Source organism: Marinobacter halodurans, assembly GCF_004327985.1.
Lineage (GTDB): Bacteria > Pseudomonadota > Gammaproteobacteria > Pseudomonadales > Oleiphilaceae > Marinobacter_A > Marinobacter_A halodurans.
This window is the reverse complement of the sequence record NZ_SJDL01000043.1, coordinates 14,793-36,173: the sequence shown is the minus strand read 5'-3', so window position 1 is coordinate 36,173 and position 21,381 is coordinate 14,793. Positions and strand designations below refer to the sequence as shown.

29 protein-coding genes are annotated in these 21,381 nt (G+C 62.5%); 19 read left to right on the top strand and 10 right to left on the bottom strand.

Annotated elements, in window-relative coordinates; all coding sequences use genetic code 11:
• Positions 1-98: 98 nt before the first annotated feature.
• From EZI54_RS20305 to EZI54_RS20265, 9 genes are all read left to right on the top strand, one after another.
• On the top strand, positions 99-350 hold the full coding sequence (locus tag EZI54_RS20305; protein ID WP_131483715.1) for a YciI family protein: 252 nt from the start codon (positions 99-101) through the stop codon (positions 348-350).
• Positions 351-488: 138 nt separating this feature from the next.
• Positions 489-815 (top strand): DUF3175 domain-containing protein, encoded by a 327-nt coding sequence (locus EZI54_RS20300; protein ID WP_131483714.1) that lies wholly within the window; start codon positions 489-491, stop codon positions 813-815.
• A gap of 67 nt (positions 816-882) precedes the next feature.
• Positions 883-1,500: a class I SAM-dependent methyltransferase gene (locus tag EZI54_RS20295; RefSeq protein WP_207389288.1), complete on the top strand. Its 618-nt coding sequence runs from the start codon at positions 883-885 to the stop codon at positions 1,498-1,500.
• Between the two features lie 72 nt (positions 1,501-1,572).
• A complete protein-coding gene (locus EZI54_RS20290) occupies positions 1,573-1,950 on the top strand; it encodes a VOC family protein (RefSeq protein WP_131483712.1) in 378 nt (125 codons plus the stop codon).
• 125 nt (positions 1,951-2,075) lie between these two features.
• Positions 2,076-2,495 (top strand): VOC family protein, encoded by a 420-nt coding sequence (locus EZI54_RS20285; protein ID WP_131483711.1) that lies wholly within the window; start codon positions 2,076-2,078, stop codon positions 2,493-2,495.
• 14 nt (positions 2,496-2,509) lie between these two features.
• On the top strand, positions 2,510-3,052 hold the full coding sequence (locus tag EZI54_RS20280) for an NADPH-dependent FMN reductase (RefSeq protein ID WP_131483710.1): 543 nt from the start codon (positions 2,510-2,512) through the stop codon (positions 3,050-3,052).
• 32 nt (positions 3,053-3,084) lie between these two features.
• Positions 3,085-3,498 (top strand): SRPBCC family protein, encoded by a 414-nt coding sequence (locus EZI54_RS20275; protein WP_131483709.1) that lies wholly within the window; start codon positions 3,085-3,087, stop codon positions 3,496-3,498.
• Positions 3,495-4,172 (top strand): class I SAM-dependent methyltransferase, encoded by a 678-nt coding sequence (locus tag EZI54_RS20270; RefSeq protein ID WP_131483708.1) that lies wholly within the window; start codon positions 3,495-3,497, stop codon positions 4,170-4,172. The genes EZI54_RS20275 and EZI54_RS20270 overlap by 4 nt, the downstream gene beginning before the upstream one ends.
• Positions 4,173-4,203: 31 nt before the next feature.
• Positions 4,204-4,554, top strand: a complete 351-nt coding sequence (locus EZI54_RS20265) for a VOC family protein (protein WP_123632687.1) — start codon at positions 4,204-4,206, stop codon at positions 4,552-4,554.
• Between the two features lie 50 nt (positions 4,555-4,604).
• On the opposite strand, the gene EZI54_RS20260 is transcribed toward EZI54_RS20265, so the two are convergent.
• Complete coding sequence (locus tag EZI54_RS20260; RefSeq protein WP_131483706.1) at positions 4,605-5,471, bottom strand: AraC family transcriptional regulator; 867 nt, start codon at positions 5,469-5,471, stop codon at positions 4,605-4,607.
• A gap of 194 nt (positions 5,472-5,665) precedes the next feature.
• On the bottom strand, positions 5,666-6,589 hold the full coding sequence (locus EZI54_RS20255; RefSeq protein ID WP_131483704.1) for a LysR family transcriptional regulator: 924 nt from the start codon (positions 6,587-6,589) through the stop codon (positions 5,666-5,668).
• Between the two features lie 108 nt (positions 6,590-6,697).
• Here EZI54_RS20255 and EZI54_RS20250 point away from each other — a divergent pair, with 108 nt between their 5' ends.
• Both EZI54_RS20250 and EZI54_RS20245 read left to right on the top strand, forming a co-directional pair.
• Positions 6,698-6,958, top strand: coding sequence for a hypothetical protein (locus tag EZI54_RS20250; RefSeq protein ID WP_131483703.1), 261 nt, complete (start codon positions 6,698-6,700; stop codon positions 6,956-6,958).
• A gap of 453 nt (positions 6,959-7,411) precedes the next feature.
• The gene (locus tag EZI54_RS20245) at positions 7,412-8,104 is read left to right on the top strand and encodes a VIT1/CCC1 transporter family protein (protein WP_131483702.1); all 693 of its coding nucleotides are present in this window, start codon (positions 7,412-7,414) and stop codon (positions 8,102-8,104) included.
• A 66-nt stretch (positions 8,105-8,170) separates the two neighbouring features.
• On the opposite strand, the gene EZI54_RS20240 is transcribed toward EZI54_RS20245, so the two are convergent.
• Entirely contained in the window at positions 8,171-9,001 is an 831-nt protein-coding gene (locus EZI54_RS20240) for an FTR1 family iron permease (RefSeq protein ID WP_131483701.1), read from the bottom strand.
• Positions 9,002-9,010: 9 nt separating this feature from the next.
• On the bottom strand, positions 9,011-9,346 hold the full coding sequence (locus tag EZI54_RS20235; RefSeq protein ID WP_131483700.1) for a cupredoxin domain-containing protein: 336 nt from the start codon (positions 9,344-9,346) through the stop codon (positions 9,011-9,013).
• 304 nt (positions 9,347-9,650) lie between these two features.
• Here EZI54_RS20235 and EZI54_RS20230 point away from each other — a divergent pair, with 304 nt between their 5' ends.
• The gene (locus tag EZI54_RS20230; protein WP_131483699.1) at positions 9,651-10,151 is read left to right on the top strand and encodes a gamma-glutamylcyclotransferase family protein; all 501 of its coding nucleotides are present in this window, start codon (positions 9,651-9,653) and stop codon (positions 10,149-10,151) included.
• Here EZI54_RS20230 and EZI54_RS20225 read toward each other — a convergent pair.
• Positions 10,136-10,705 (bottom strand): DUF5615 family PIN-like protein, encoded by a 570-nt coding sequence (locus EZI54_RS20225; RefSeq protein ID WP_131483698.1) that lies wholly within the window; start codon positions 10,703-10,705, stop codon positions 10,136-10,138. The genes EZI54_RS20230 and EZI54_RS20225 overlap by 16 nt on opposite strands.
• A gap of 331 nt (positions 10,706-11,036) precedes the next feature.
• Between EZI54_RS20225 and EZI54_RS20220 the strand changes: the two genes are divergently transcribed.
• Positions 11,037-11,732, top strand: a complete 696-nt coding sequence (locus EZI54_RS20220) for a PEP-CTERM sorting domain-containing protein (protein WP_131483697.1) — start codon at positions 11,037-11,039, stop codon at positions 11,730-11,732.
• A 60-nt stretch (positions 11,733-11,792) separates the two neighbouring features.
• On the opposite strand, the gene EZI54_RS20215 is transcribed toward EZI54_RS20220, so the two are convergent.
• Genes EZI54_RS20215 through EZI54_RS20205 form a run of 3 tightly spaced genes read right to left on the bottom strand, consistent with a single transcriptional unit; the run spans position 11,793 to position 14,954 of the window.
• Complete coding sequence (locus EZI54_RS20215) at positions 11,793-12,599, bottom strand: DUF1338 domain-containing protein (protein ID WP_131483696.1); 807 nt, start codon at positions 12,597-12,599, stop codon at positions 11,793-11,795.
• Positions 12,589-13,713: an arginine N-succinyltransferase gene (astA, locus tag EZI54_RS20210; RefSeq protein ID WP_131483694.1), complete on the bottom strand. Its 1,125-nt coding sequence runs from the start codon at positions 13,711-13,713 to the stop codon at positions 12,589-12,591. The genes EZI54_RS20215 and astA overlap by 11 nt, the downstream gene beginning before the upstream one ends.
• A gap of 20 nt (positions 13,714-13,733) precedes the next feature.
• Positions 13,734-14,954: an aspartate aminotransferase family protein gene (locus EZI54_RS20205; RefSeq protein WP_131483693.1), complete on the bottom strand. Its 1,221-nt coding sequence runs from the start codon at positions 14,952-14,954 to the stop codon at positions 13,734-13,736.
• Between the two features lie 176 nt (positions 14,955-15,130).
• Between EZI54_RS20205 and EZI54_RS20200 the strand changes: the two genes are divergently transcribed.
• Positions 15,131-15,559, top strand: a complete 429-nt coding sequence (locus EZI54_RS20200; RefSeq protein WP_131483692.1) for an Lrp/AsnC family transcriptional regulator — start codon at positions 15,131-15,133, stop codon at positions 15,557-15,559.
• Here the strand turns inward: EZI54_RS20200 and EZI54_RS20195 are convergent.
• The gene (locus EZI54_RS20195) at positions 15,556-16,050 is read right to left on the bottom strand and encodes a MarR family winged helix-turn-helix transcriptional regulator (protein WP_131483691.1); all 495 of its coding nucleotides are present in this window, start codon (positions 16,048-16,050) and stop codon (positions 15,556-15,558) included. The two genes, EZI54_RS20200 and EZI54_RS20195, sit on opposite strands and share 4 nt — an antisense overlap.
• A 109-nt stretch (positions 16,051-16,159) precedes the next feature.
• Between EZI54_RS20195 and EZI54_RS20190 the strand changes: the two genes are divergently transcribed.
• The 5 genes from EZI54_RS20190 to EZI54_RS20170 all read left to right on the top strand — a co-directional run bounded on the left by EZI54_RS20190 (position 16,160) and on the right by EZI54_RS20170 (position 20,767).
• Positions 16,160-17,113, top strand: coding sequence for a DMT family transporter (locus EZI54_RS20190; protein WP_131483690.1), 954 nt, complete (start codon positions 16,160-16,162; stop codon positions 17,111-17,113).
• 25 nt (positions 17,114-17,138) lie between these two features.
• Entirely contained in the window at positions 17,139-17,774 is a 636-nt protein-coding gene (locus tag EZI54_RS20185; RefSeq protein WP_131483689.1) for an NAD(P)H-dependent oxidoreductase, read from the top strand.
• A gap of 237 nt (positions 17,775-18,011) precedes the next feature.
• A complete protein-coding gene (locus EZI54_RS20180) occupies positions 18,012-19,223 on the top strand; it encodes a Bcr/CflA family efflux MFS transporter (protein ID WP_131483688.1) in 1,212 nt (403 codons plus the stop codon).
• On the top strand, positions 19,220-19,624 hold the full coding sequence (locus tag EZI54_RS20175; RefSeq protein ID WP_242674537.1) for a cupin domain-containing protein: 405 nt from the start codon (positions 19,220-19,222) through the stop codon (positions 19,622-19,624). Before EZI54_RS20180 ends, EZI54_RS20175 begins: the two co-directional genes overlap by 4 nt.
• A 159-nt stretch (positions 19,625-19,783) precedes the next feature.
• Positions 19,784-20,767 carry an aldo/keto reductase gene (locus EZI54_RS20170; RefSeq protein WP_131483687.1) on the top strand — a complete coding sequence of 328 codons (984 nt, stop codon included), beginning with the start codon at positions 19,784-19,786 and terminating at the stop codon, positions 20,765-20,767.
• A gap of 19 nt (positions 20,768-20,786) precedes the next feature.
• Here EZI54_RS20170 and EZI54_RS20165 read toward each other — a convergent pair whose 3' ends face one another.
• Positions 20,787-21,380 carry a PqiC family protein gene (locus EZI54_RS20165; RefSeq protein WP_131483686.1) on the bottom strand — a complete coding sequence of 198 codons (594 nt, stop codon included), beginning with the start codon at positions 21,378-21,380 and terminating at the stop codon, positions 20,787-20,789.
• Between the last annotated feature and the right edge of the window lies 1 nt (position 21,381).

The window sequence follows — 21,381 nt, the reverse complement described above, 5'->3', positions numbered from 1 at the left end:
GGAACCGGCTGTTTGGCCGAAAGCTGTCCTGTCTCCGTGGGTACCGTCAGGTAGACCGGTACGGCGACTCACGATAACCCTCACAGAGAGAATATGCGATGCGATACCTCGTCACTACCTTTCGGACGCCGGAGTTCGATCCCGGCGTAATCGACGCCCACTACGCCTTCCTGGATGACCTGCGCCAGCAGGGTAAGCTGGATCTGGCCGGCCCGTTTACCGATAAGACGGGCGGCGCCTATCTGATCCAGGCGGCCAACAAGGACGAAGCCGAGGCGCTGGCGTTCAGGGATCCGGTACACACTTCCGGATCGTCTGTTGTCACCGTCTACGAATGGGACGCAAAGTAAGGGTGTCCGGCGGGCTTCTGGTCGCCTGACTGAACACCTTATTTTTGATCTGTAGAGTAAAGGGGCTTCATGGAGCGCGTGGGGACCGGTACGCTGAACGTGATCAACCAAACTCACCCGAACGGAGAGGGCGGTGACATGTCTGAATCGCGGAAGCGGGATCAACAGGCGGCCGCCAAAGGCTGGTCGCACCGTGTGACCAAGACCAGCGATGCCCTGGATCTGGAAGAGGGTGTGTTCACCCGCAAGGACCCGAGGGCCATCGCGCAGTCCCTGAAAGAGTCCGCCGAGAGCAGCGAGAGGCGTAAGTCGGATCCCTACCGGTCCGCGATGTCGATGCTGACGTTCTACCTGAACCGGGCCGGTAAGAATATGCCGGATGCCCAGCGCCAGGTCCTCGAAGCGGCAAAGGATGAGCTGCGCTCACTCTACGGTCGCCCGGGAAAGGGTTCGGGCAAATCCTGAATGGCCGGGGCGCCAGAAACAGGGGCACGAATACCGGTGCGGGATGAGAGCAAACGGGCAGGGGCCAGTGAAAGAACCCATCATTGAAGAGTACTCGCGCCTGGCACCGGACTACGACCGACGCTGGCCGTTCTACATCGAAACCACCAGCAACGCGACGCTCGCTCGTCTGTCATTGCCGCCTGAAGGCCGTGTTCTCGATGTCGGCTGTGGCACGGGCATCCTCCTCCAGAAACTGGCTCGCCAATACCCGAGGGCACAACTGGCGGGCGTCGATCCCGTACCGGCCATGCTGTCCGTGGCCCGGGAGCGTGTCACGGCCAGCACGGAGCTCCATACCGGTTGGGCGGAAGCGCTGCCTTTCGAGGACCAGTCGTTCGACGCGGTGGTGTCATGCAACATGTTTCATTACGTCCGTGACCCGCAGCGGGCGCTCCGCGAGATGGGGCGCGTCCTGCGTCCCGGTGGCCGGTTGTTGATCACCGACTGGTGCGACGACTACCTGGCGTGCCGGTTGTGTGACTGGTGGCTGCGCCTGACGAGTCCCGCGCATGTGAAGGTATACCGTGAGCGTGAATGCCGCCGGCTGCTGGCGGAGGCCGGCTTTGCCCAGGCCGGCATTGAACGTTACCGGATCAGTTGGCTTTGGGGGATGATGACGGCCAGCGTCGTCCTGCCCGGCTAATCAATGGTCTTTCTTCCGCCGGTCGGTCTAGACTGGGGGTAATCGGTTAGGGCACTGCACGGAGGCAACCCCATGAACACCATTGCCTACTTTGAAATCCAGGCGGACGAGCCGGAAGCGGCCGTCCGGTTCTACCAGGCCGTTTTCGGCTGGAGCTTTACCCGGCAGGAAAACTTTCCCATTCCCTACTGGCGCATCGATACACCCGGCATCCGTGGTGGTTTGCTCCAGCGCCCGGCGCCCACGCCAGCGCCTGAACACGGTACGAACGCTTTCGTGTGCTCTATCGAGGTGGCCAACTTCGATGATGTGGCGGCTAGTATCGCCAGCCAGGGCGGACAGGTGGCACTGGATAAATTCGCGGTGCCGGGCGTCTGCTGGCAGGGGTATTTCATCGATCCGGCGGGTAACACCTTGGGTGTGTTCCAGGCCGATCCGGAGGCCGGGTAGGGCCGTGATCCGCTCACCCGATTCCGGAAATGTTCCCGGGCCTGTCGAAAGTACGGGCAACCATCCGACCAGGGAGTAGCCGTATGAGGCTGTTACCCAATGGATAACCAGAAGGAGAAACTGTCATGTCCCGTATGATCTTTGTGAACCTGCCGGTCGCGGACCTGCCTGCATCGATGGCATTTTACGAGGCGCTGGGTTTTGACAATAACCCGCAGTTTACCGACGACACCGCCGCCTGCATGGTGTGGAGCGAGTCGATCTTTGTCATGCTGTTGACGCATGACAAGTGGCGGACGTTCACCGATCGCCCGATTCCGCCGTCCACGTCCAGCGAGGTCATGCTGGCCATCACCTGCGACAGCAAGGATGAGGTCGATGCGCTGAACCAGGCCGCGGCCGGGAACGGAGGTACCGCCGATATCAATCCAATGCAGGATATGGGCTTCATGTACAACCGGAACCTGGCGGACCCGGACGGCCATGTCTGGGAGGCTTTCTGGATGGATCCGGCGGCGATGGACGGCGCACAAGCCGAATGGTAAAAACAGGTCACACTATGGAAGGGTACCGGTTACTGGCGTTGTCCGGCAGTTTGCGCCAGCGCTCCTATAACACGGCGGCCATCAAGGCGCTGCGGGCGCTGGCGCCGGACAACGTCGACATTGTGATCGGCAGGATCGGCCAGTTGCCGCTGTTCAATCCGGATCTGGAAGACGACTGGATTCCGGCCCTGGACGATCTCAAGGCGCAACTGGCCGAGGCTTCGGGCCTGATCATCGCCAGCCCGGAATACGCCCACGGCATCAGCGCCCCGATGAAGAACGCGCTGGACTGGCTGGTGAGCGGTACCGAGTTTCCCTTCAAGCCGGTGATGCTGATCAACACGTCGCCCCGGGCCGGCCACGCCCAAGCGGCGCTGAAAGAGGTGATTACGACCATGTCGGGGCATCTGGTTGAAGAGGCCCACGTGGCTCTGCCTTTGCTCGGCAGCGAGCTGGACCGCCGTGGCATCCAGGCGGATGCCGCGTTGTCGGGGGCATTGCTGACAGGACTGAAGGCCTTCTGTGCGGCCATAGACGCGCAACCTCGTGACGCCTGAAAGGGCGACATCGTCATCGGAAGGAGGACGGTATGCAGGCTGTTTGTCACGTGAGTACCTACATTGCCCGGTCTCCGGAGGCTGTCTATGTCTTTGCCTCGGATCCCCGGAATCTGCCGCAATGGGCCGCGGGGCTGGCCCGCTCTGACGTGTGCCCGTCTGGCGAAGATTGGATGGTCGACGCGCCGTTTGGCCGGGTGACCATCCGCTTCGCCAGAACCAACGAATTCGGCGTGATGGACCACGACGTCACGCTGGATTCCGGCGTGACGTTCCATAACCCGATGCGCGTTGTGCCCAATGGCGAAGGGAGCGAGTTTATCTTCACCCTGTTTCGTCGGGACGACATGACCGAGGATCAGTTTGATGCAGATCGACAGGCCGTGGAGGCGGATCTGGCCTCGTTGAAGGCGCTGTTGGAAGCGAAGCCGGAAAGCGATGCATGAACCCCCACAGCGACGCCAGGATCATCGATTCCTGGCGTAAGAACGCCGAGCCCTGGACGGAGGCCGTTCGGGGCGGGCAGATTGCCAGCCGGGAGCGCGTGACCAACCAGGCCATCGTGGACGCCGTGTTGCAGCGTTCTCCGCGGTCCGTGTTGGACGTAGGCTGCGGCGAGGGCTGGTTATGCCGGGCGTTGTCAGCCGACGTTGAGCGCGTGGTGGGTGTCGATGCCATACCGGCGCTGGTCGGGCAGGCCCGAGCGGCGGGCGGTGGCGATTTCCGTGTGAAAACCTATGAAGCTCTGGGTGATGGGTCTTTGGCTGAGGCGTTCGATGCGGTCGTGTGCAACTTCTCGCTGCTGGGAGACATGTCGGTCGAAACCGTATTTGCCAGCATCCCTCAGCTGCTGAGCAATACAGGGGCGTTCATCGTCCAGACCCTGCACCCGGTCGCCGCGTGCGGCGATCAACTCTATGAGGACGGTTGGCGGGACGGCTCCTGGGAGGGCTTCGATCCCTCGTTTGTGGACCCGGCGCCCTGGTATTTCCGGACCCTGGCGAGCTGGGTGAATCTGTTTCTCGACCGTGGTTTTCGCCTGGTCGACATCCGGGAGCCATTGGATCCGGCCACGCACCAACCGGTGTCGATTATCTTTGTCGGTGCCGTCACGCCATAGTCCATCCACCCAGTGTCAAAGGACTGATCTCATGAAAGTAAAACGCATTGTGCCCAACATCGCGACGGATGATCCCGCCAAGGCGGCGGCCTTCTACGAAACCATTTTTGGGCTGGACATCATCATGGACCACGGCTGGTTACGGACCTACAGCTCTGGCGAGTCCATGACGGTTCAACTCGGCGTGGCGTCGGAAGGCGGTTCCGGGACACTGGTGCCGGATCTGTCGATCGAAGTGGATGATCTGGACGAGGTGTTGGAGCGGGTTCATACAGCGAACGTCCCGATCGACTATGGGCCAGTCGAGGAACCCTGGGGTGTCCGGCGCTTTTTCGTGCGCGATCCGTTCGGCAAGATCGTGAACGTGCTGCAGCATCTATAGCGCCGGAAAGCGGCCTTCGCCACGAACGGGAGAAGGCCGTTTCAGTCGGTTCACACCAGCGGCAGGCACACGTCGGTCACCAGTTCGTGCTCCGGCGTATCCTGGAGCAGGTTGTGGTAGTGGAAGAAGAGGGGGAAGTCCCGCAACTCCTCACCACTTTCCGGCAACCATTCCCGGTACAGGTAATAGGCCGGTTCGGTCATGCGGTCGTGGGAACCGAAATGGCGAACCACCGCGCAGCGTCCGGCCGGAATCACCTTGTTGATGATGCCGAATTCGTTCTCTGGCACCGGGGCGTCCACCGAACCGCACAGATCAAACCGGAACTCCTCCGGCGGCGTGGCGTTGGGATCGTCCCAGGCCAGGCCGATCGACTCGCTGGTGGCCACCGGCGACAGGCCGGTCTGCTTGCGCCATTCGATGAATCGGGCGGCGGACTCGTTGACCAGGGCGGGCGAGCCCCGGTGTTCGAGCACCGCCACGCGGGTTTCGGGAAATTCAATAATCTTGACGTCCATCGGTTGTCTCCGCTCTCTTTGGGGCAATTGAAACCGCTCGTTCCACGGCTGCCAGGCCGGGACTTTGCGGAATTGGGAGGGCGTCTGGCCAAAGGTGGTCTTGAAGGCCCGGGAAAACGATTCCGGATTCTCGAAGCCCGCTTCCAGCGCAATCTCGATGATTGACATCTCCTCCACGAACGCCAGGCGATAGGACGCCCGCCGCAATCGCATCAGTTGGATGTAGCGTGCGACGCTGATCCCCGCGTGCAGCGAAAACTGCCGGTGGAAATGGTATTTCGAGAAATGCGCGACCCGGCTCAGGCGTTCCAGGGACAAGTCCTCGGACAGGTGTTCATCGATAAAACGAAACACCGTGTTGAAACGCGCGGCGTAGGCCGATGCCTTTGATCCATTCACTGCCAAACCTCCTCAATCGGGCGCTACTATGCCCGAGCGGCGCCGGCCGATCCTGACTCAGATTGCTCAATCGCGCTGCCAGCCTGGCCAGCATAGCGAACGGGTCCGGCAGAGTACGGGTGATCAGCGAGACGCTGGGGTTGGCGGATGGCTGGCTGCTGTTGGATCGCCCTGGGCGGGCCAGGCTGACTCCATCAGCTCATGTTTTCAGCCGTGACGGGTGTTGCAAGGGTGACGTCCTGCCAGAGGCTTTTCACCAGCTTGATCACCGCCGCGATGGCCGGTTCGTCGGCCCGGTCCCGGCGCACCAGCAGGCTCAGGCTGATGCTGAGGCGGGGCTCATCGTAAACCCTCACGCTCCCCCGGTCGGCCCAGTGGCTGGCCAGTTCATGTTCGACCAGTCCATACCCCAGGCCGGCCCGGATCATCGACAGGGTACTGAGTTCGTCAATGGACGAGGAAATATTGTTGGCCTGTTCCCGGCCGCCGCCGAGGATGTCCGGCAGCATGGTCGCCAACGGGCAATGGCCGGAGGGCCAGATCCAGGGCAGGGCACGGCGTTCGGCGAAGCTCGCGGGAAAACGCTCGCGGCTGCCTTCCAGCGGCCCCACCACGCTGACGCGGATCGGCGCCAGACGCAGGCCCAGGAGCTGGTCATCCACATAGTCGCCGTAGGCATAGCCCATATCGAGCTCGCCGGCCTTTACCTGATCGCGAATCACGAAGGAGGAACTGGTGGCCAGTTCCAGGGCGATTTCCGGCAGGTCCCGTGCCACGGAACGCAGCAATTGATCCACCTTCAGGTATTCCGGCGGTGCATTGAGGGCGAACGACAGCGGCTCCGGCTGCTCGCACCGCAGTGCCCGTGCAATCTCGTCCAGTTCCGCCACCTGCATCAGAGCCTGGCGTGCCGGCGCCAGTAGCTTGCGGCCGGCCGCTGTCAGCGCCATCCCGCGGGTGTTGCGCTCGAACAGCGTCAACCCGAAGTGATCCTCCAGTTGACGCAGATGCTCACTGACCGCCGATGGCGTGGTGTGGCGCCGGTTGGCGGCCCGTGTCAGGTTGCCTTCGTCGGCCACCAGGACGAACGAGCGCAGCTTGTCGAGTTTTATGTTCATGTTTTACGAACGCCGCCTTTCGGAAAGACTGATAGATACACCAACCCTATAGCAGTTTAATGGCATTTACCGGCCGGCCTCAATTCATATTTCATGGAGGTACTTGTCATGCAAACTGCAACGTCCAGACGCGCTGAAACCGTCTTTATTCCTCCGCTGGAGGGCGGACATGCCGAGGTGTTCCGCCAACCGCTGCCGTTGCGGCGTCGAGTGGGGCGGGTCCTGCGGGAGTGGTTCCGCCGTTACCGGATGCGTGCCCGGTTGCGCTGGCAACTGCGGGACATGGACGCGACCCGGGCGGAACTGGATGTGGGATTGCCGATCGGATCGTTGATGGAGGAAGCCTACAAACCGTTCTGGAAAGCGTGATGTCCGCCGATAAGATCGGGCGTTGACCGTCAGGCCCCTTGATTGGGTGCCTGGCGGTGAGTCGCGCGATCAGCCCTCTTTCACGCCCCGTTCGATCCCTGCGTTCGGCCCTGATTGGCCATCGTGAGGTTTCCTTTTCATGATCCTGGAGCGGTATTCATTGCTTTCGGTCTACGCTTCCCATACAACGCCAAGCCATGCTTGCCGGCGCTGCGGGGGCGAGTCAATATCGCCCCGGAAGGCTGCCACACGGGGCCCGAACCCGTGACCTGCTCTGGAAAGAGGGGCGTCGCAGGCGTTCCCTCCCAACGGATTCCGGGGTGTGTCGTTGAGTGAGGTAGGCTCTGGATTACAGGCACTTCGGTGATATTTAATCGAGGGATATCAATACCTCATGATCGGCGTCGTTCATACGGCGCCGTGCTGTCTGTTGTTACATTGGGGAGGCTTAAAGTGAGGCATCGCGAGAAGCATCGCAGTGACCGGATTGGCTGGCTGCGGGCCGCCGTGTTGGGCGCCAATGACGGGATCGTCTCCACGGCGAGCCTGATTCTCGGTTTCGTGGCGGCTGGCGCGTCGCCGCCGCAGATCCTGGTGGCCGGGGTGGCCGGCTTGGTGGCCGGAGCCATGTCCATGGCGGCCGGGGAGTATGTTTCCGTCAGTTCACAGGCGGATACCGAAAGGGCCGACCTGCGTCGTGAGCGGGAGGAGCTGGCGCGCCAGCCCCAGGAGGAGGTCCGGGAACTGGCGGAGATCTATGTAGGGCGCGGCCTGAGTCCGGAGCTGGCCCGCCAGGTGGCTGTCGAGCTGATGCAGCACGACGCCCTGGGCGCCCATGCCCGCGACGAACTGGGGATCGAGGGTGCCGCATACGGTGCCCGGCCCGTGCAGGCCGCGATGGCCTCGGCGGCGACGTTTGCCGCCGGCGCGCTCATGCCGCTCCTGGTGGTCTGGCTGATGCCGGCTAATCGCCTGGGCTGGGCGGTGCCGTTGGCGTCCCTGTTCTTCCTGGCACTGCTGGGATCCCTGTCGGCCCGGGCTGGCGGCGCGTCAGCCCGCAAGGCGGCGAGCCGGGTGACGTTCTGGGGTGCGCTGGCGATGGGAATGACAGCGGCGGTCGGGATGGTGTTCGGGGTGTCGATGTAGGCGTTGGAGAGAGGCGTGACTGGCCAGCCGGGGCGATGCCGCAGGCTGGCCAGTCGATGGCGCGGATCAGGCGGTGACCGGTGCCTGTTGACGGCGCTGCAGGCGGAACAGACCGAAAATGCCTGCCCAGAAGGCCAGCCAGACGATGAGGTCCGTCAGGGCGGGGTAGGCCCGGTAGCCCGTCAGGGCGGATACGACACCACCGAAGCGGCTGGTATCGTCAAGCAGGGCGGAAGTGTCCCAGAGCGGATCGATACCGGCCGGTACCCAGCCCAGACTGATCATCCGGTCCACCGAAGACAGCAACAGCGAACTGGCCAGCAACAGCAGCATGATTTCCGTGAAACGGAAGAAGTGCTTCCAGGACATCCAGCGCCGGCCGGCCTGCAGCAGGGAGTACGTGAAACCGGCCAGTACCAGCGCCACCGCGACGGCTCCGGCGAAGCTGAGCCAGTCCTGGGTGGTCTGTTGGGCATAGCTCATGCCGTAGAGGAAAATAACGGTCTCCGAGCCTTCGCGGCCGATGGCAATGGCCACCAGGATGGAGATTGACCAGAACGTCCTGTCTTCCAGGGCGCGCTGGGTCTCGTGCTTGAGGTGGCTGTGCAGGTGTCGACCGTGCTCGCGCATCCACATGACCATCTGCACGATGAGGACGGCGGCCACCAGCATCATCAGCAGCATGAAGATCTCCTGGCCGTTGTTCCCCAGGAACTGCTGGATCCCCAGTAACGCGGCGGCCAGGGCAATGGCGAACAGGATGCCTCCGCCGACGCCGAACCAGAGGTAGCGCATGGCGCCAGGCACGCTCGCCTGCCGCAGCCAGGCATAGAGAATCCCGACCACCAGCAGCGCTTCAATGCTCTCGCGCCAGACAACGAAGATAATCTGTTCCATGATGATTCCTTACCTGGCGATCAGCGTGCCCTGGGCTTCGGGCATGTTGAATTCGTCGAAGTAGTCGTACTCGCCGGCTTCCAGGGGCTTGATCACGACGGCCCAGTTGGCGCCGGGAACGAGGATTTTCTCCTGGCGCAGGCGCTTGCTCTCGAATTCCGCCGGGGCCTCGCCGTTGTTGTGAACCTTGAGTTTGAAGCGCTCGCCGGCCGGGACGTCCAGCGTCTTGGGCGTCACCTGGCCATCCTTGAGTTCAATGTCATAGGTTTTCATCTCTGCGGCGGCGGGCAGGGCCACCAGCATGGTGAGCAGGATGGCGGCGGCTGAGAAGGTGCGGTTCGGCATTCAGTTGTCTCCCGGAATTGCGAAAGGGACCGGTTTGCTGCGATGCCTTGAGCCGGGCGGGCCTGTCGCTGACAGCGCAGAAAGCGAGTCCTGTCGTGTTGCAGAATGGTGCGGTAATGATACCGTAAATTGTGCAATATTTTTAAACGAAATTATTTTCATTCAGGTTATATCTGGATGACCTGGGTCAATTTTGCGGTGCCGGATCTCCGGCGGTGTGTCGCCTACACAGACCACTATATCGTCGCCGGCAAAGCCGTGCTTGGACAATATTGCGCAATCCTGACAGGGGAGTATGAGCGGCATGCTGTGTTTTGCCTACGGCTCCAATATGTCCCGCGCCCGGCTGCTCGAGCGTATTCCGGCGGCGCGGTTCGTCTCCGTGGCGTCGATGGATGGCTATCGGCTCTGTTTCCACAAGCGCAGCCGCCAGGATGGCTCGGCCAAGTGCGATGCGTTCTGGACCGGCGATTCGGCGGATCGGTTGCACGGTGTGGTCTACGAGATTCCGGATCGGGACAAACGGCGCCTGGACCGTATCGAGGGTGTCGGGATTGGCTACCGCGATGCCGAGGCAACGGCCATGGCGCCTGACGGCACCCGGCTGGACGTCCGTTTCTATGTGGCCACAGACATCGACGACTCCCTGCGCCCGTTCGACTGGTATCGCCATCACGTATTGATGGGGGCGCAGGAGCATGAGCTACCGGCGGACTACATTGCCCGGATTGCCGCGGTGGAGGTGGAGCAGGATCGCAATGAGCGCCGTCGGGCGCGCGAGCTGGGTCTCTACTCCGGCAGGTAACGCGGCAGTACCCCGTTAAGCGGGCTGGTCGCCGGCAGGAAGCGCCGGGGGTAACGCCAGCGATTGAAGCGCAGCAGCTTGCCGCGCATCCGGCGGACGTGGCTGCCTTCCCAGTAGACGTGTTTGCAGCCCGGGCAGTGGCAGAACACCCGCTTGTCGTTGATCTCTGGCGTGTCGCCGGGCAATGGGCCGGGTTGCAGTGGCGTGTTGCAGCGTTTGCACCGGGAAAAGGGCGCGTGCAGCCAGTCCAGGTTGAGCCGTCGGGTCAATTCCCGGAAGTTGGATTCCATGCCGTTGCTTTCCAGCAACAGCACGTACTGGGGCGCATTGCGATGCAGCAGTAGCTCCCGATCCCGGGTAATCAGCCAGCGATTGTCGTCGATGGCCGTTTCCAGGACATCGCGATCGCGGGTCCCGCTATTGGGCGAGATGGTGTCGTAGCCGGCCACCCGCAGCCATTCGCCAAATCCCCGCAGCATTTCATCGCACAGGAAGCGTGGTGTCTCCAGGGGGCAGAGGGCGCCTTCAATCCAGGGTGTTTTCGTTCTAGCCATAGCTGACCGTCGAGTACTTTGTTGGCTGTTCCATCGGGTTAACAGGTCGTTGAACGAAGGTGAGGGGGTGGATTCAGTTGATGATGGCCCCTATGACCCAGTATTGCGCTCCCCCTGTCGTTTCGCCAGGTCCTTACCGGCGAAAACGGATGCTCACTCATTCCGGAAACGGGGTGGGTATATGGTCGTTGTGTCGTCAGGTGTGATGTCGGAATTGTTTACATCTTGAACAAACCCGGATAATTAAATTCTTTCAAATCAGTGAGATGGATTGTTGGCACCGGATTCGCATACAGAACGCCGAATCCCGTTTTCAGGAAGGAGTTGAACTATGAAATTGCGTGCGCAAATTGCCGCGGCAGTGGTTTGTTCTGGCCTGCTGGCCGGCCCTGCCTCGGCAGCCCTCATTGATGCATCGGACATCGTGTCAGGATCTGGTGGTGGTCTCACCTTCGCGGCCACTGGCGGCAGTCTGGGGCTGAAAACCGTGAACGGCGTGGACGGCGCCGGCGTTACCGGCGGTGCCAGCGGTAATGAGATTGACATCGGCCAGACGGTCACCGGAACATCATCCTCCGGTTTCATCCTGTCCGGTACCACACTGGCGTTTCTCTATGACGGTCCCGAGTTTGGCGATTACCAGGAAGTGGCGACGATCACCGCCACTTTCTTCGGTACCACCACCACCAGCACCGCCGTGCTGACCAACATCTACTCCAGCGCAACCGATACGGATCTGACGCTGTTCATCGATGGTGTGGATAGCACTTCCCTGATCCTGGGTGCCAGTGAAGCGACCAGCGCGACAGCCGGCACCGTGAATCTGGGGGCCCTGTTCGGTAGCTCGCTGCTGTCTTCCATCGAGTTTGGCGCGGCTGCCGGCGTGTGCGGTACCGGCAGCTGTAACAACCAGAGCGATTACTCCATCGCCAGCATCTCGACGGCTTCCGTACCGGAGCCGGCGACGGTGGCTCTGCTGGGCCTCGGCCTGGCGGGCGTCGGCCTGTCACGGCGTCGTAAGGTGTAATGTACTGAGTTGTAAGTGAAAATGGGGCTCTCGAGCCCCATTTTTCGTTGGCCGGAATGATCACATCCCGGCGTCGGTGCTCTCGAAGATCTTGTCCGCCGACGCGGCAACAAAGCCGCTGTAGAGCTGGCCGTCCGGCTTGGGATAGCGGCGGGCAAACTCATAGAAGCAACTGGGGATGACCTCGGTGCGATCGCTGAACCGCACCTCAACCCGGTCCGCCATGGTGGAGGACTGCTCCAGCAGGGCTTCCGGGGAGCCTTTCACTTCGCCACCCGAGCTGTTGATGGTGTAGCCGGCGTCCTTCAGCGTCTGGTTGATCTCCTCAACCGTGCGGAATTTCTCCAACTGGTTGACGTTGACCGTGAAGTGGTTGGCGCGATAACCCCAGGCCGCAACCCACGCGGCGTACTCGCTCTCGGCCAGCAGCCGCTTGTAGGTGGCGTAATCCACTTTCCAGTGGGTGCCGGAATAGAGGAAGTTGTCGGCGGTCACCGCTTGCGGGTCCACCTTGTCCACCAGGTCTTTCACCGTGGCCTGCAGTTCCGGCGAGAACTTCTCGACCAGCAGTTCGGAGATGAACACCTTGGGCGCGGTCGGATCCTCGTGCTCGTAGTGTTTGGCGTAGAGCTTCTTGGCTTCGAAATGATATTCCTGGCCTTCCTTGTAGCCCAGCGCCAGGAAGTGCGCCGCCAGTTTGTCCAGGTTCACCTTCTCCAGGTTGAAGGTCCGCAGGGCGATGTGATCGTTGATGATCTCCTTGCCCTGGGTGCCGCCCAGCAGGCGGTGTATTTCCTCGGCCGATGGCGTCACCTCGCGGTAGTTGTCCCAGAGTTTCCGGAAAAGGGTGTCGCGATCAGAGTGCATATCGAAGCTCCTGTTGAGGTTGGGCCTGTGATGCGTCGCCTGTCGAGGACGCATCGCCCTGTGTCTTGTTGCTTGCCGCAGCCAGCCGCACGCAGCGGGCCCGGGCGCCGTCTTCCAGATCCAGGGCGCGGGCCAGGTCGGCCGGCACCTGGAGAATGCCAGGCTGGGGATGGTGGATCGCCCGTTCTGTCAGTGTGGCGCGGAATCCGGCCACCTGCGTATTGGCGATCAACAGCCGATCACCGCCATGTTGCAGGACCGGCGTGTCCGCCTGGACCACCTGAACCGTGCATTCGCTCGAGCGGGCCACGCTGCGGATCTGGTCCCGTTCCGCTTCGACGGTGGGTCCGGCATCGAACAGGTCCACGTAGCCCTTGTGGCGGAAACCTTCGGCCTCCAGCATTTTCAGGGCCGGGCGGGTCTTGTCGTGCACTTCGCCGATCACCGCCTGGGCCTCGGGGCTCAGCAGGTGGGTGTAGAGCGGATACTTGGGCATCAGCTCGGCAATGAAGCCGTTGTTGCCGGCGCCCACCAGCTGTGTTACCTGGGCGAACTCCAGGTCCACGAAATGCTGACGCAACCAGTTCCAGAACGGTGACTCGCCGCGGTCGCTGGAAACACCGCGCATCTCGGCGATGATGGTGTCGGCAAAGCGTTCCGGATGCTGGGCCATGAACAGGAAGCGGACCTTGGACAACAGTTTGCCCGCACCCGGACGACGGAACTGGGGGCGCAGATACAGCGTGCAGATTTCCGAGCAGCCGGTGTAGTGGTTGCACATGTTCAGCACGTCGACGCGCTTGAACAGTCCCAACTCCCGGGAATGATGGACCACCTGACTCTTGTGGTAATGGTAGAGCGGGCTGTCCAGTCCGACGGACGCTTCAATCCCGGTGGTGCCCAGAATGTCTCCGGTGTCCGGATCCTCCAGCACGAACAGGTAGCCTTCGTCACCGGGTTCGACAACGTCGCGGTTGAAGCTGTCGATCGAGTGCTGGATCTTGGCGGTCAGGAACTCGCGGTCGTCCACCAGGGACGTGAAGCCGGGGCCGGACTCCCGGGCGATACAGGCCAGGGCGTCCAGGTCTTTGTGAGCGATCGGGCGAATGATCATGGCGCGTCCTCCGCGTCGGGTCAGCCGGCCTTGGCGACCGTGCCGAACAGCGAGTCGATGGCCGCTTCGAAGCGGGCCAGACCTTCCTCGATATCCGCCTCCGGAATCACCAGGGACGGCGTAAAACGAACCACGTTGGCACCGGCCACCAGGGACAGCAGCCCTTCCCTGAGGGCGGCCTGGAGGATTTCCTTGGCGCGTCCGGCGTGCTCGTCGATCAGCTCGGCGCCTATCAGCAGGCCCTTGCCCCGGATGTCCTTGAAGATGCCGTAGCGGGCATTGATGGCTTCCAGTCCATGCTTGAACTGCTCGCTGCGTGTACGTACCCCGGCCAGCAGGGCGTCGTCATTAACGGTGTCGAACGTTGCTTCGGCGACGGCACAGGCCAACGGGTTGCCGCCGTAGGTGGAGCCGTGGGTGCCCGGCTTCAGGTGGCTGGCGATCTCGGCCGTGGTCAGCATGGCGCCGATCGGGAAGCCGCCGCCGAGGGCCTTGGCGGAGGTCAGGATGTCCGGTGTGACGCCGGTATCCATGTAGGCGTACAGGTGGCCGGTCCGGCCCACGCCAGTCTGTACCTCATCGAAGATCAGCAGTGCGTTGTGTTTGTCGCAAAGCTCGCGCACGCCTTTGATAAACGCCGGATCCGCATCAATGATGCCGCCTTCGCCCTGCAGCGGCTCCATCATGACGGCGCAGGTCTTGTCGGAAATCACGGCTTCCAGGCTGGCCAGGTCGTTGAAAACCGCATGACGAATGGCGCCGGGCTTGGGCCCGAAGCCGTCGGAGTAGGCTTTCTGGCCGCCCACGCTGACCGCAAAGAAGGTGCGACCGTGGAAGCTGCGTTCGAAGGAAATGATTTCGTCCTTGTGCTCGCCGTACTCGTTGAACGCCCAGCGACGGGCCAGCTTGAGGGCCGCTTCGTTGGCTTCGGTGCCGGAGTTGGCGAAGTAGACGCGCTCGGCAAAGGTGGCGTCGGTCAGCTTCTTGGCCAGGCGCAGGGCCGGCTCGTTGGTCATCACATTGGCCAAGTGCCAGACCTTCTCGCTCTGCTCCTGCAGGGCCCTGACCGGCGCCGGATGGCAATGGCCCAGGCAATTCACGGCAATCCCGCCGGCGAAGTCGATGTACTCGCGTCCTTCCTGGTCCCAGATGCGGGAGCCCTGGCCTTTCACCGGAATCACGGCGGGCGGGGCGTAGTTGGGAACCATCACGTCATCGAACAAAGCACGGGATACTTGCATGACCAAACCTTTTAGTTATCAGGGAATTCGGGAACGAAGTTCAGGCGCTCCCCCAAAGAGCTGGCTTCATTATGGATGGGCCCAATGTCATTTTGCAGTTTCAAAATGGGCGAATCAGTGGGAGAATCTGTCAAATTGATGAGGGAATATGGCGAATTGTGGCAGGTAATGGCGTTATGATCAGTCCGCAGGACCAGAAGTTGCTTATGCTGCTGCGCCAGAACGCGCGTACGAGCGTGTCCGACCTGGCCCGCTCCCTGGGCCTGTCCCGTTCGACGGTGCAGAACCGGATTGCCCGGCTCGAATCCAGCGGCGTCATCAAGGGATACTCACTGGAGGTGGGCCGCGCCTACTCGGAAAACCAGGTGGAGGCGCACGTCTCGATCAAGGTGCGCCAGAAGCTGACGGCCCGGACCAATTCCGCGCTGGAGCAGATCCACCATGTCGCCCAGTTGTTTTCGGTCAGCGGCGAATACGACCTGATCGCCATCGTCCAGGCCCAGTCCCTGGAAGAACTCAGTACCGTGCTCGATGAAATCGGCAACCTGGAGGGAGTCGAACGCACCAACTCGGCCGTCGTGCTGGAGACGAAGTTCCGGCGCTAGTCGACCCTGTCCAGCCCTTCGATCAGTTTGCCCAGCAGCTCATTGAGCTGGGTCTGTTCCTGTTGGGTCAGTCCAGCCAGCGCCTGCGCCTCGTTCTCCACATGCAGCGGCATGATCCGGTTGATCAGTGACAGGCCGTCGTCGGTCAGTGTGACCAGCATGCCGCGCCGGTCTTCGGGGTTGGGGGAGCGGCGGATCAGTCCGGCCTTCTCCAGCCGGTCGAGCCGGTTGGTCATCCCGCCCGAGGAAATCATTAGCGCCTCGAACAGCTGCGTCGGCCCCAAGGCATAGGGCTTGCCGGAGCGCCGTAAAGTCGCCAGCACATCGAACTCGCCCTGGTGCAGCCCGTGTGACTTGAAGAAGGGCTCCAGGTAGTCCCGGGTGATCAGGCGTGCCGCGCTCCCCAGTCGGCCCAGCAGTTCCATCGGGAGCAGGTCCAGCTCCGGCATTTCCTTCTGCCACTGTTCGGTGGCGAGTTTCACTCGACTCATTGCGCCTCTTTTTACCTTGATGCTAAGATAAATTTATCTCGATGCAAAGATACTTTACGTCGAGCTACCTGGCCGTTTCATCTTGATGGCAAGATACTGGAGGTTAATGATGGCGAAGGCTTCGCAGTCGCACAAGGCGGGTGACCGGCAGGGGCTGTATGCCTTCGGCTGTCTGCTGCTGGTCGGTACCTTTCTGGCCCTCTCCCTGATGATGGCCAAATTTGCGGACGGCGCCGGTGCGCCCCGGCTGACGTTCCTGATGGTGGCCCTGGCGGGTGCCGGCATCGTCCTGATGCTATTGACCGCTTTGCAGCGCCAGGCCATGCCCTTCAACCGGCGCACCCTGGAATACGCGCTGGTGACGGGTGTGCTGCTGGCCCTGCCCAATGCCCTGGGGTTTCTCGCCGTGAGGCATGTGGGGGCCGGCTTTATCTCCCTGAGCTTCGCGTTTCCCATCCTGATCACCTGGGTGATGGCGGTCCTGCTGGGGATGGAGGCGTTGCGTATCCAGCGTCTGCTGGGCGTATCGCTGGCGCTGGTGGGCGGGGTGATCCTCGCCCTGTCAAAAGCGGGGAGCAGCACCGGCGATCCGGCCTGGGCGGTCCTGATCCTGGCGATGCCTGTGGTCCTGGCGGTGGGCAACATCTACCGGACACGGCGCTGGCCGGTGGGCACGTCACCGATCTTCCTGGCGGCGATCATGCTGATCGGCGCCGCGTTGGCGCTGCTGCCGTTTGTGTGGGCGACAGAGGCCGGCCAGTTCGGGGATCTTTTTCGCTCGTCGACGGTGCCGGTGTTGCTCGGTGTCGAAACCGGGGTGTTTTCAATCCTCTACTTCTTCTACTTCGTACTGCAGAAACTGGCCGGGCCGGTCTACCTGAGCCAGATCGGGACCGTTGCCGCGGTGGTCGGGACCCTGATTGCCGTCCTGGCCCTGGGCGAGCCGACCCCTCCGAACCTGGCACTGGCCGGCACGCTGGTGGCGGCCGGCACCGTGATCTTCCATCGGGCTGCCCGCCGGTCGGTGCCGCAGCCTCCCGCGGCGACAACCGCAAATTCCTGATAACACACCCATGAGAGGTATAACGATGTCCATGCTGAACGAGGCCTTGAACTGGCGCTACGCCGCCAAACGCATGAATGGTCAAATGGTGCCTGCTGAAAAGCTGGAGCGCATCCTCGACGCCATCCACCTGGCGCCGTCGTCCTTCGGGCTCCAGCCCTATACTGTGCTGGTCATCGACGATCCGGCCCTGAAGGCGACCATCCGTGAGAGGGCGGGGGATCAACCGCAGATCACCGAATGCTCCCACTTGCTGGTTTTCGCGGCCTGGGATCCGGTCGAGGAAACGCATGTGGACGAACTGATTCACCGGATAGCCAGTGAGCGGGACATGGATCCGACCGATCTGGCCGGGTATCGGGACATGATCAAGGGCACCCTGCGCCAGCGCACCCCCGACCAGAATGTCGAATGGGCGGCCCGGCAGGCGTACATTGGCCTGGGAACCGTCCTGAGTGCGGCGGCGTTGGAGCTGGTCGATGCCTCCCCGATGGAGGGCTTCGATCCCGTCGCGCTGGATGCGGTGCTCGGTCTCCGTGATCGGGGATTGCACGGCGTCGTCCTGGTGGCACTGGGATACCGGGATACGTCGACGGACTGGCTGGCCGGGATGAAGAAAGTGCGCTGGCCGCGGGAGCGGACCATCCAGCCCGTTGGCTGATAAGGGAACGGGCCATCATGAGGGCTCACGTTGAGTCCGGTCGTGAGGCTGCAAAGGAGGCACGCCGGACCCTGGAAAAACTGATGCCGGCCTGATCCGGATCCCTCCGTAAGTCCTTCCAATGCCGTACATGGATGTTATCGGATTGATAGTAAGCATTTTTCTCAATTTATGTCGTTAGCGAACCAATTTATAGTCACGCAATTGATCATCGTATCCCGCTGAACTGGATGTCGCATGTCGAAGACGGAACCGCACGTTCGCTTTTCACTCATTTTTGCGCTGGCGTCGACCATGATGCTCGGGCCCTTCTCGGTGGATACCTATCTGCCGGCGTTCCCCGATATCGCGGATTCGCTGGGGGTCTCCACCCAGCAGGTGTCACTGAGCGTGTCGGTCTACATTTTCTCCCTCGCCTTGGGTCAACTGATCGGTGGGGCACTCTCTGACCGCTACGGTCGCAAGGTGATCCTGATGTCCGGGCTGGCCATCTTTGCGGCGGCCAGCCTGTGGTTGGCGTTGACCGATGCCCTGTCGGTGTTCCTGGCGGGCCGGGCGATCCAGGCGGTCGGAGCCGGCTGGGTCCTGGTGTCGATACCGGCGCTGGTGCGCGATCGGGTAAGCGGGCAGGACGCGGCCAAGCTGTTTTCCATGATCGGCCTGATTATGGTCATCGCACCCGGGATCGCACCGAGTATTGGAAGCGGCCTGTTGGCCGTCGGTCCCTGGAACGTCATCTTTGTCTTCCTGGCGCTGTACGCGGTGTTTGTCGTTCCGGTCCTGCTGGGGACCGTGTTCCGCGATCCGGTGTCGGTGTCCGTATCGTCGGCTGACGTCAGTATCCTCAAACGTTATGCGTCGGTTCTTGGCAATACGAAGGCGCTGCCGTTCATCTTCTGGCAGATCGGGTCGTTCTCGGTGATGATGCTGTTCATCACCCATGCGTCGTTCATCTACCAGGAGCACTTTGGCCAATCGGAGCAGGCCTTTGCGCTGCTGTTCGGCGCCAACATCGTGACGATGTTCTGTGTCAACCTCGCCAACCGGGCCCTGTTGTCCCGGCTGGCGTCGTTGCGCGTGCTGCAGATGGCGAGTGCGTTGCAGGGACTGGGCGCCTCCCTCCTGGTTGCTGCCGCAGCTTTCGACTGGCCCATCTATGCGTTTCTGGCGGCGATGATGCTGACCATCGGCGTCATGGGGGCCATCACGCCGAACATCCAGGCCTGCTTCATGGAGTACTTCCCGACCAGCGGAGGTACGGCTGCGGCCCTGCTTGGGGCGGCCCAGTTTGGCGTTGCCGGGACGATCAGTGCCCTGTCGGCCCTGCTGCCGCACACCCTGCTGGCGGTGGTGTTGGCCATGGCCGCGTGTGCCGCGGTCTCGTTCAGCTTCATGCTGCGTTCGCTTCGTCGCGAGAAGGACGCGGCGGCCAGTCTGGAAGAAGCATGATGGCCCGGGCGTCGATCCGCTCTCCCGATGAATCCCGTGAGTATTTCTTCGAGGAAGGCTGTTTCATCCTGGAGTTGTCCAACTCGGACGACGATCCGGCGCTGTCCATTGCCCGGGCCAGGGTGGCGCCCGGGCGCACCACCCGCCTGCATCGCCTGGCCCGGCAGGTCGAGCGCTACGTGATCCTGGCCGGCGAGGGCTGGGTCGAGGTGGGCGATGCCGTCTCCGGCCCGGTGGCCGCGGGGGATGTGGTGACCATCCCGGCCGGTGCCGTCCAGCGCATCCGCAATACCGGCAGCGGGGATCTGGTCTTCCTGGCGCTGTGTACACCCCGCTTCAGTCCGGAAGACTACACCGATATCGATCCCGCCCCCTCTGCACCCGACGCCGATCGGGATTGAGCGCGACCACGGCTAACGGTTGTCACGCCTGCCTGATCGGTTCAGCATGAACGGATAACACGTGTCGCCGGCCGGTATCCTGGCCATATCATCGCGACATCCCCCCAGGCTTGCCCGTGCTCACATCGATTCAAAACGAACTGCCAGAAGGAGGTTGCCATGGAATATCGCCGATTGGGTTCAACCGGTATGAAGGTGTCGCCGCTGTGTCTGGGCACCATGACGTACGGTACGCCGGAATGGCGCGACTGGGTCCTGGACCAGCGGGCCAGCCGTCCGTTCATCAAGAAGGCGCTGGATGCCGGGATCAACTTCTTCGACACCGCCGACATGTATTCCCTCGGGGAATCCGAACGCGTGGTGGGCAAGGCGCTGCTGGATTACGCCCGGCGCGATCAGTTCGTGCTCGCTACCAAGGTGTGCAGCCCGATGGGAGACGGCCCCAACGACCGCGGCCTGTCCCGCAAACACATCATGGAGGCCATCGATGCCTCGCTGGAACGGCTGGGCATGGACTACGTCGACCTCTACCAGATCCACCGCTGGGACTACGACACGCCCATCGAGGAAACCATGGAGGCGCTGCATGACGTGGTGAAGGCCGGGAAGGTGCGCTACATCGGCGCGTCCTCGATGTTTGCCTGGCAGTTCGCCAAGGCCCAGCACGTGGCCGAACGCAACGGCTGGACGAGGTTCGTCACCATGCAACCGATGTACAACCTGGTGTACCGGGAAGAGGAGCGGGAGATGTTCCCCCTGTGTGCTGACCAGGGTGTGGGTGTTATCCCCTGGAGCCCGCTGGCCCGGGGCGTGCTGGCCGGTAAGACCACGCAAGGCGAGGGTGGCGAGAGCACCCGCGCCCGGACCGACGAGATGACCCGCAAGTGGCATCTGGGCGGCGACATCGACGTGCCGGTGATCGATGCCCTGCGCAGCGTCGCCGAGCAGCGAGGCCTGCCGATGGCGCAGATTGCACTGGCCTGGGTGGCCGCCAATCCCGTGGTGTCGGCGCCGATCGTGGGGGCCAGCAAGGAGAAGCACCTGGATGACGCCATCGCCGCCCTGGATATCACCCTGAGTGACGAGGAGAAGACGATTCTGGAGAGCCCCTACGTGCCCCACGCTGTCGCCGGGCACCAGTAACCGTCCAGACTGATGGCTCTCAGGCTGGAGGCAGACAGGTGTCGTCGCCGGCCAGCAGGCGTCGGGCCTGGGCGCGGATCCGGTCGGCCAGGCCGGCGAGGTTGGCCTGCTGGGCCAGCACCGTATCGGTGACCGTCGGGCCGGTGTCGGACTGCAGCCGTGTGGCGCAGGTCAACTGTTCCAGGCGCGCGTCCGGATTGCGGTTATCGAGGCGGATTTCCGCATCCAGCCATGCCTGATCGTTGCGCATGGCCTCGAACCGGGTGATGCGGACCCAGGCATGCACACCACTGTCTTTCGCCTCCGCCGGGTTGAGGGCAACCGTCAGGGCACTCTGGATTTCCTGGGGCAGCGGCGCTCCCCACCAGTCCGATTCCAGGACCTGCAACTGGCTTCGATCCGCCCGCAGCACCAGCGCCGTCCGGTCCACCTGGGGCGGTACCGTGACGGCCTCCACCGTGATGCGCGATTCCTCCCCGACGGGCCTGCCCGTTTCCGCCGGAGGAACCAGGGTGTGGAAGTGGACCGGAGGACTGCTGCCGCAGCCGGAAAGGGCCAGGGCCAGCCAGGCACCGACCACCAGACGGGGAATGGATCGATTGATGCACGTCATC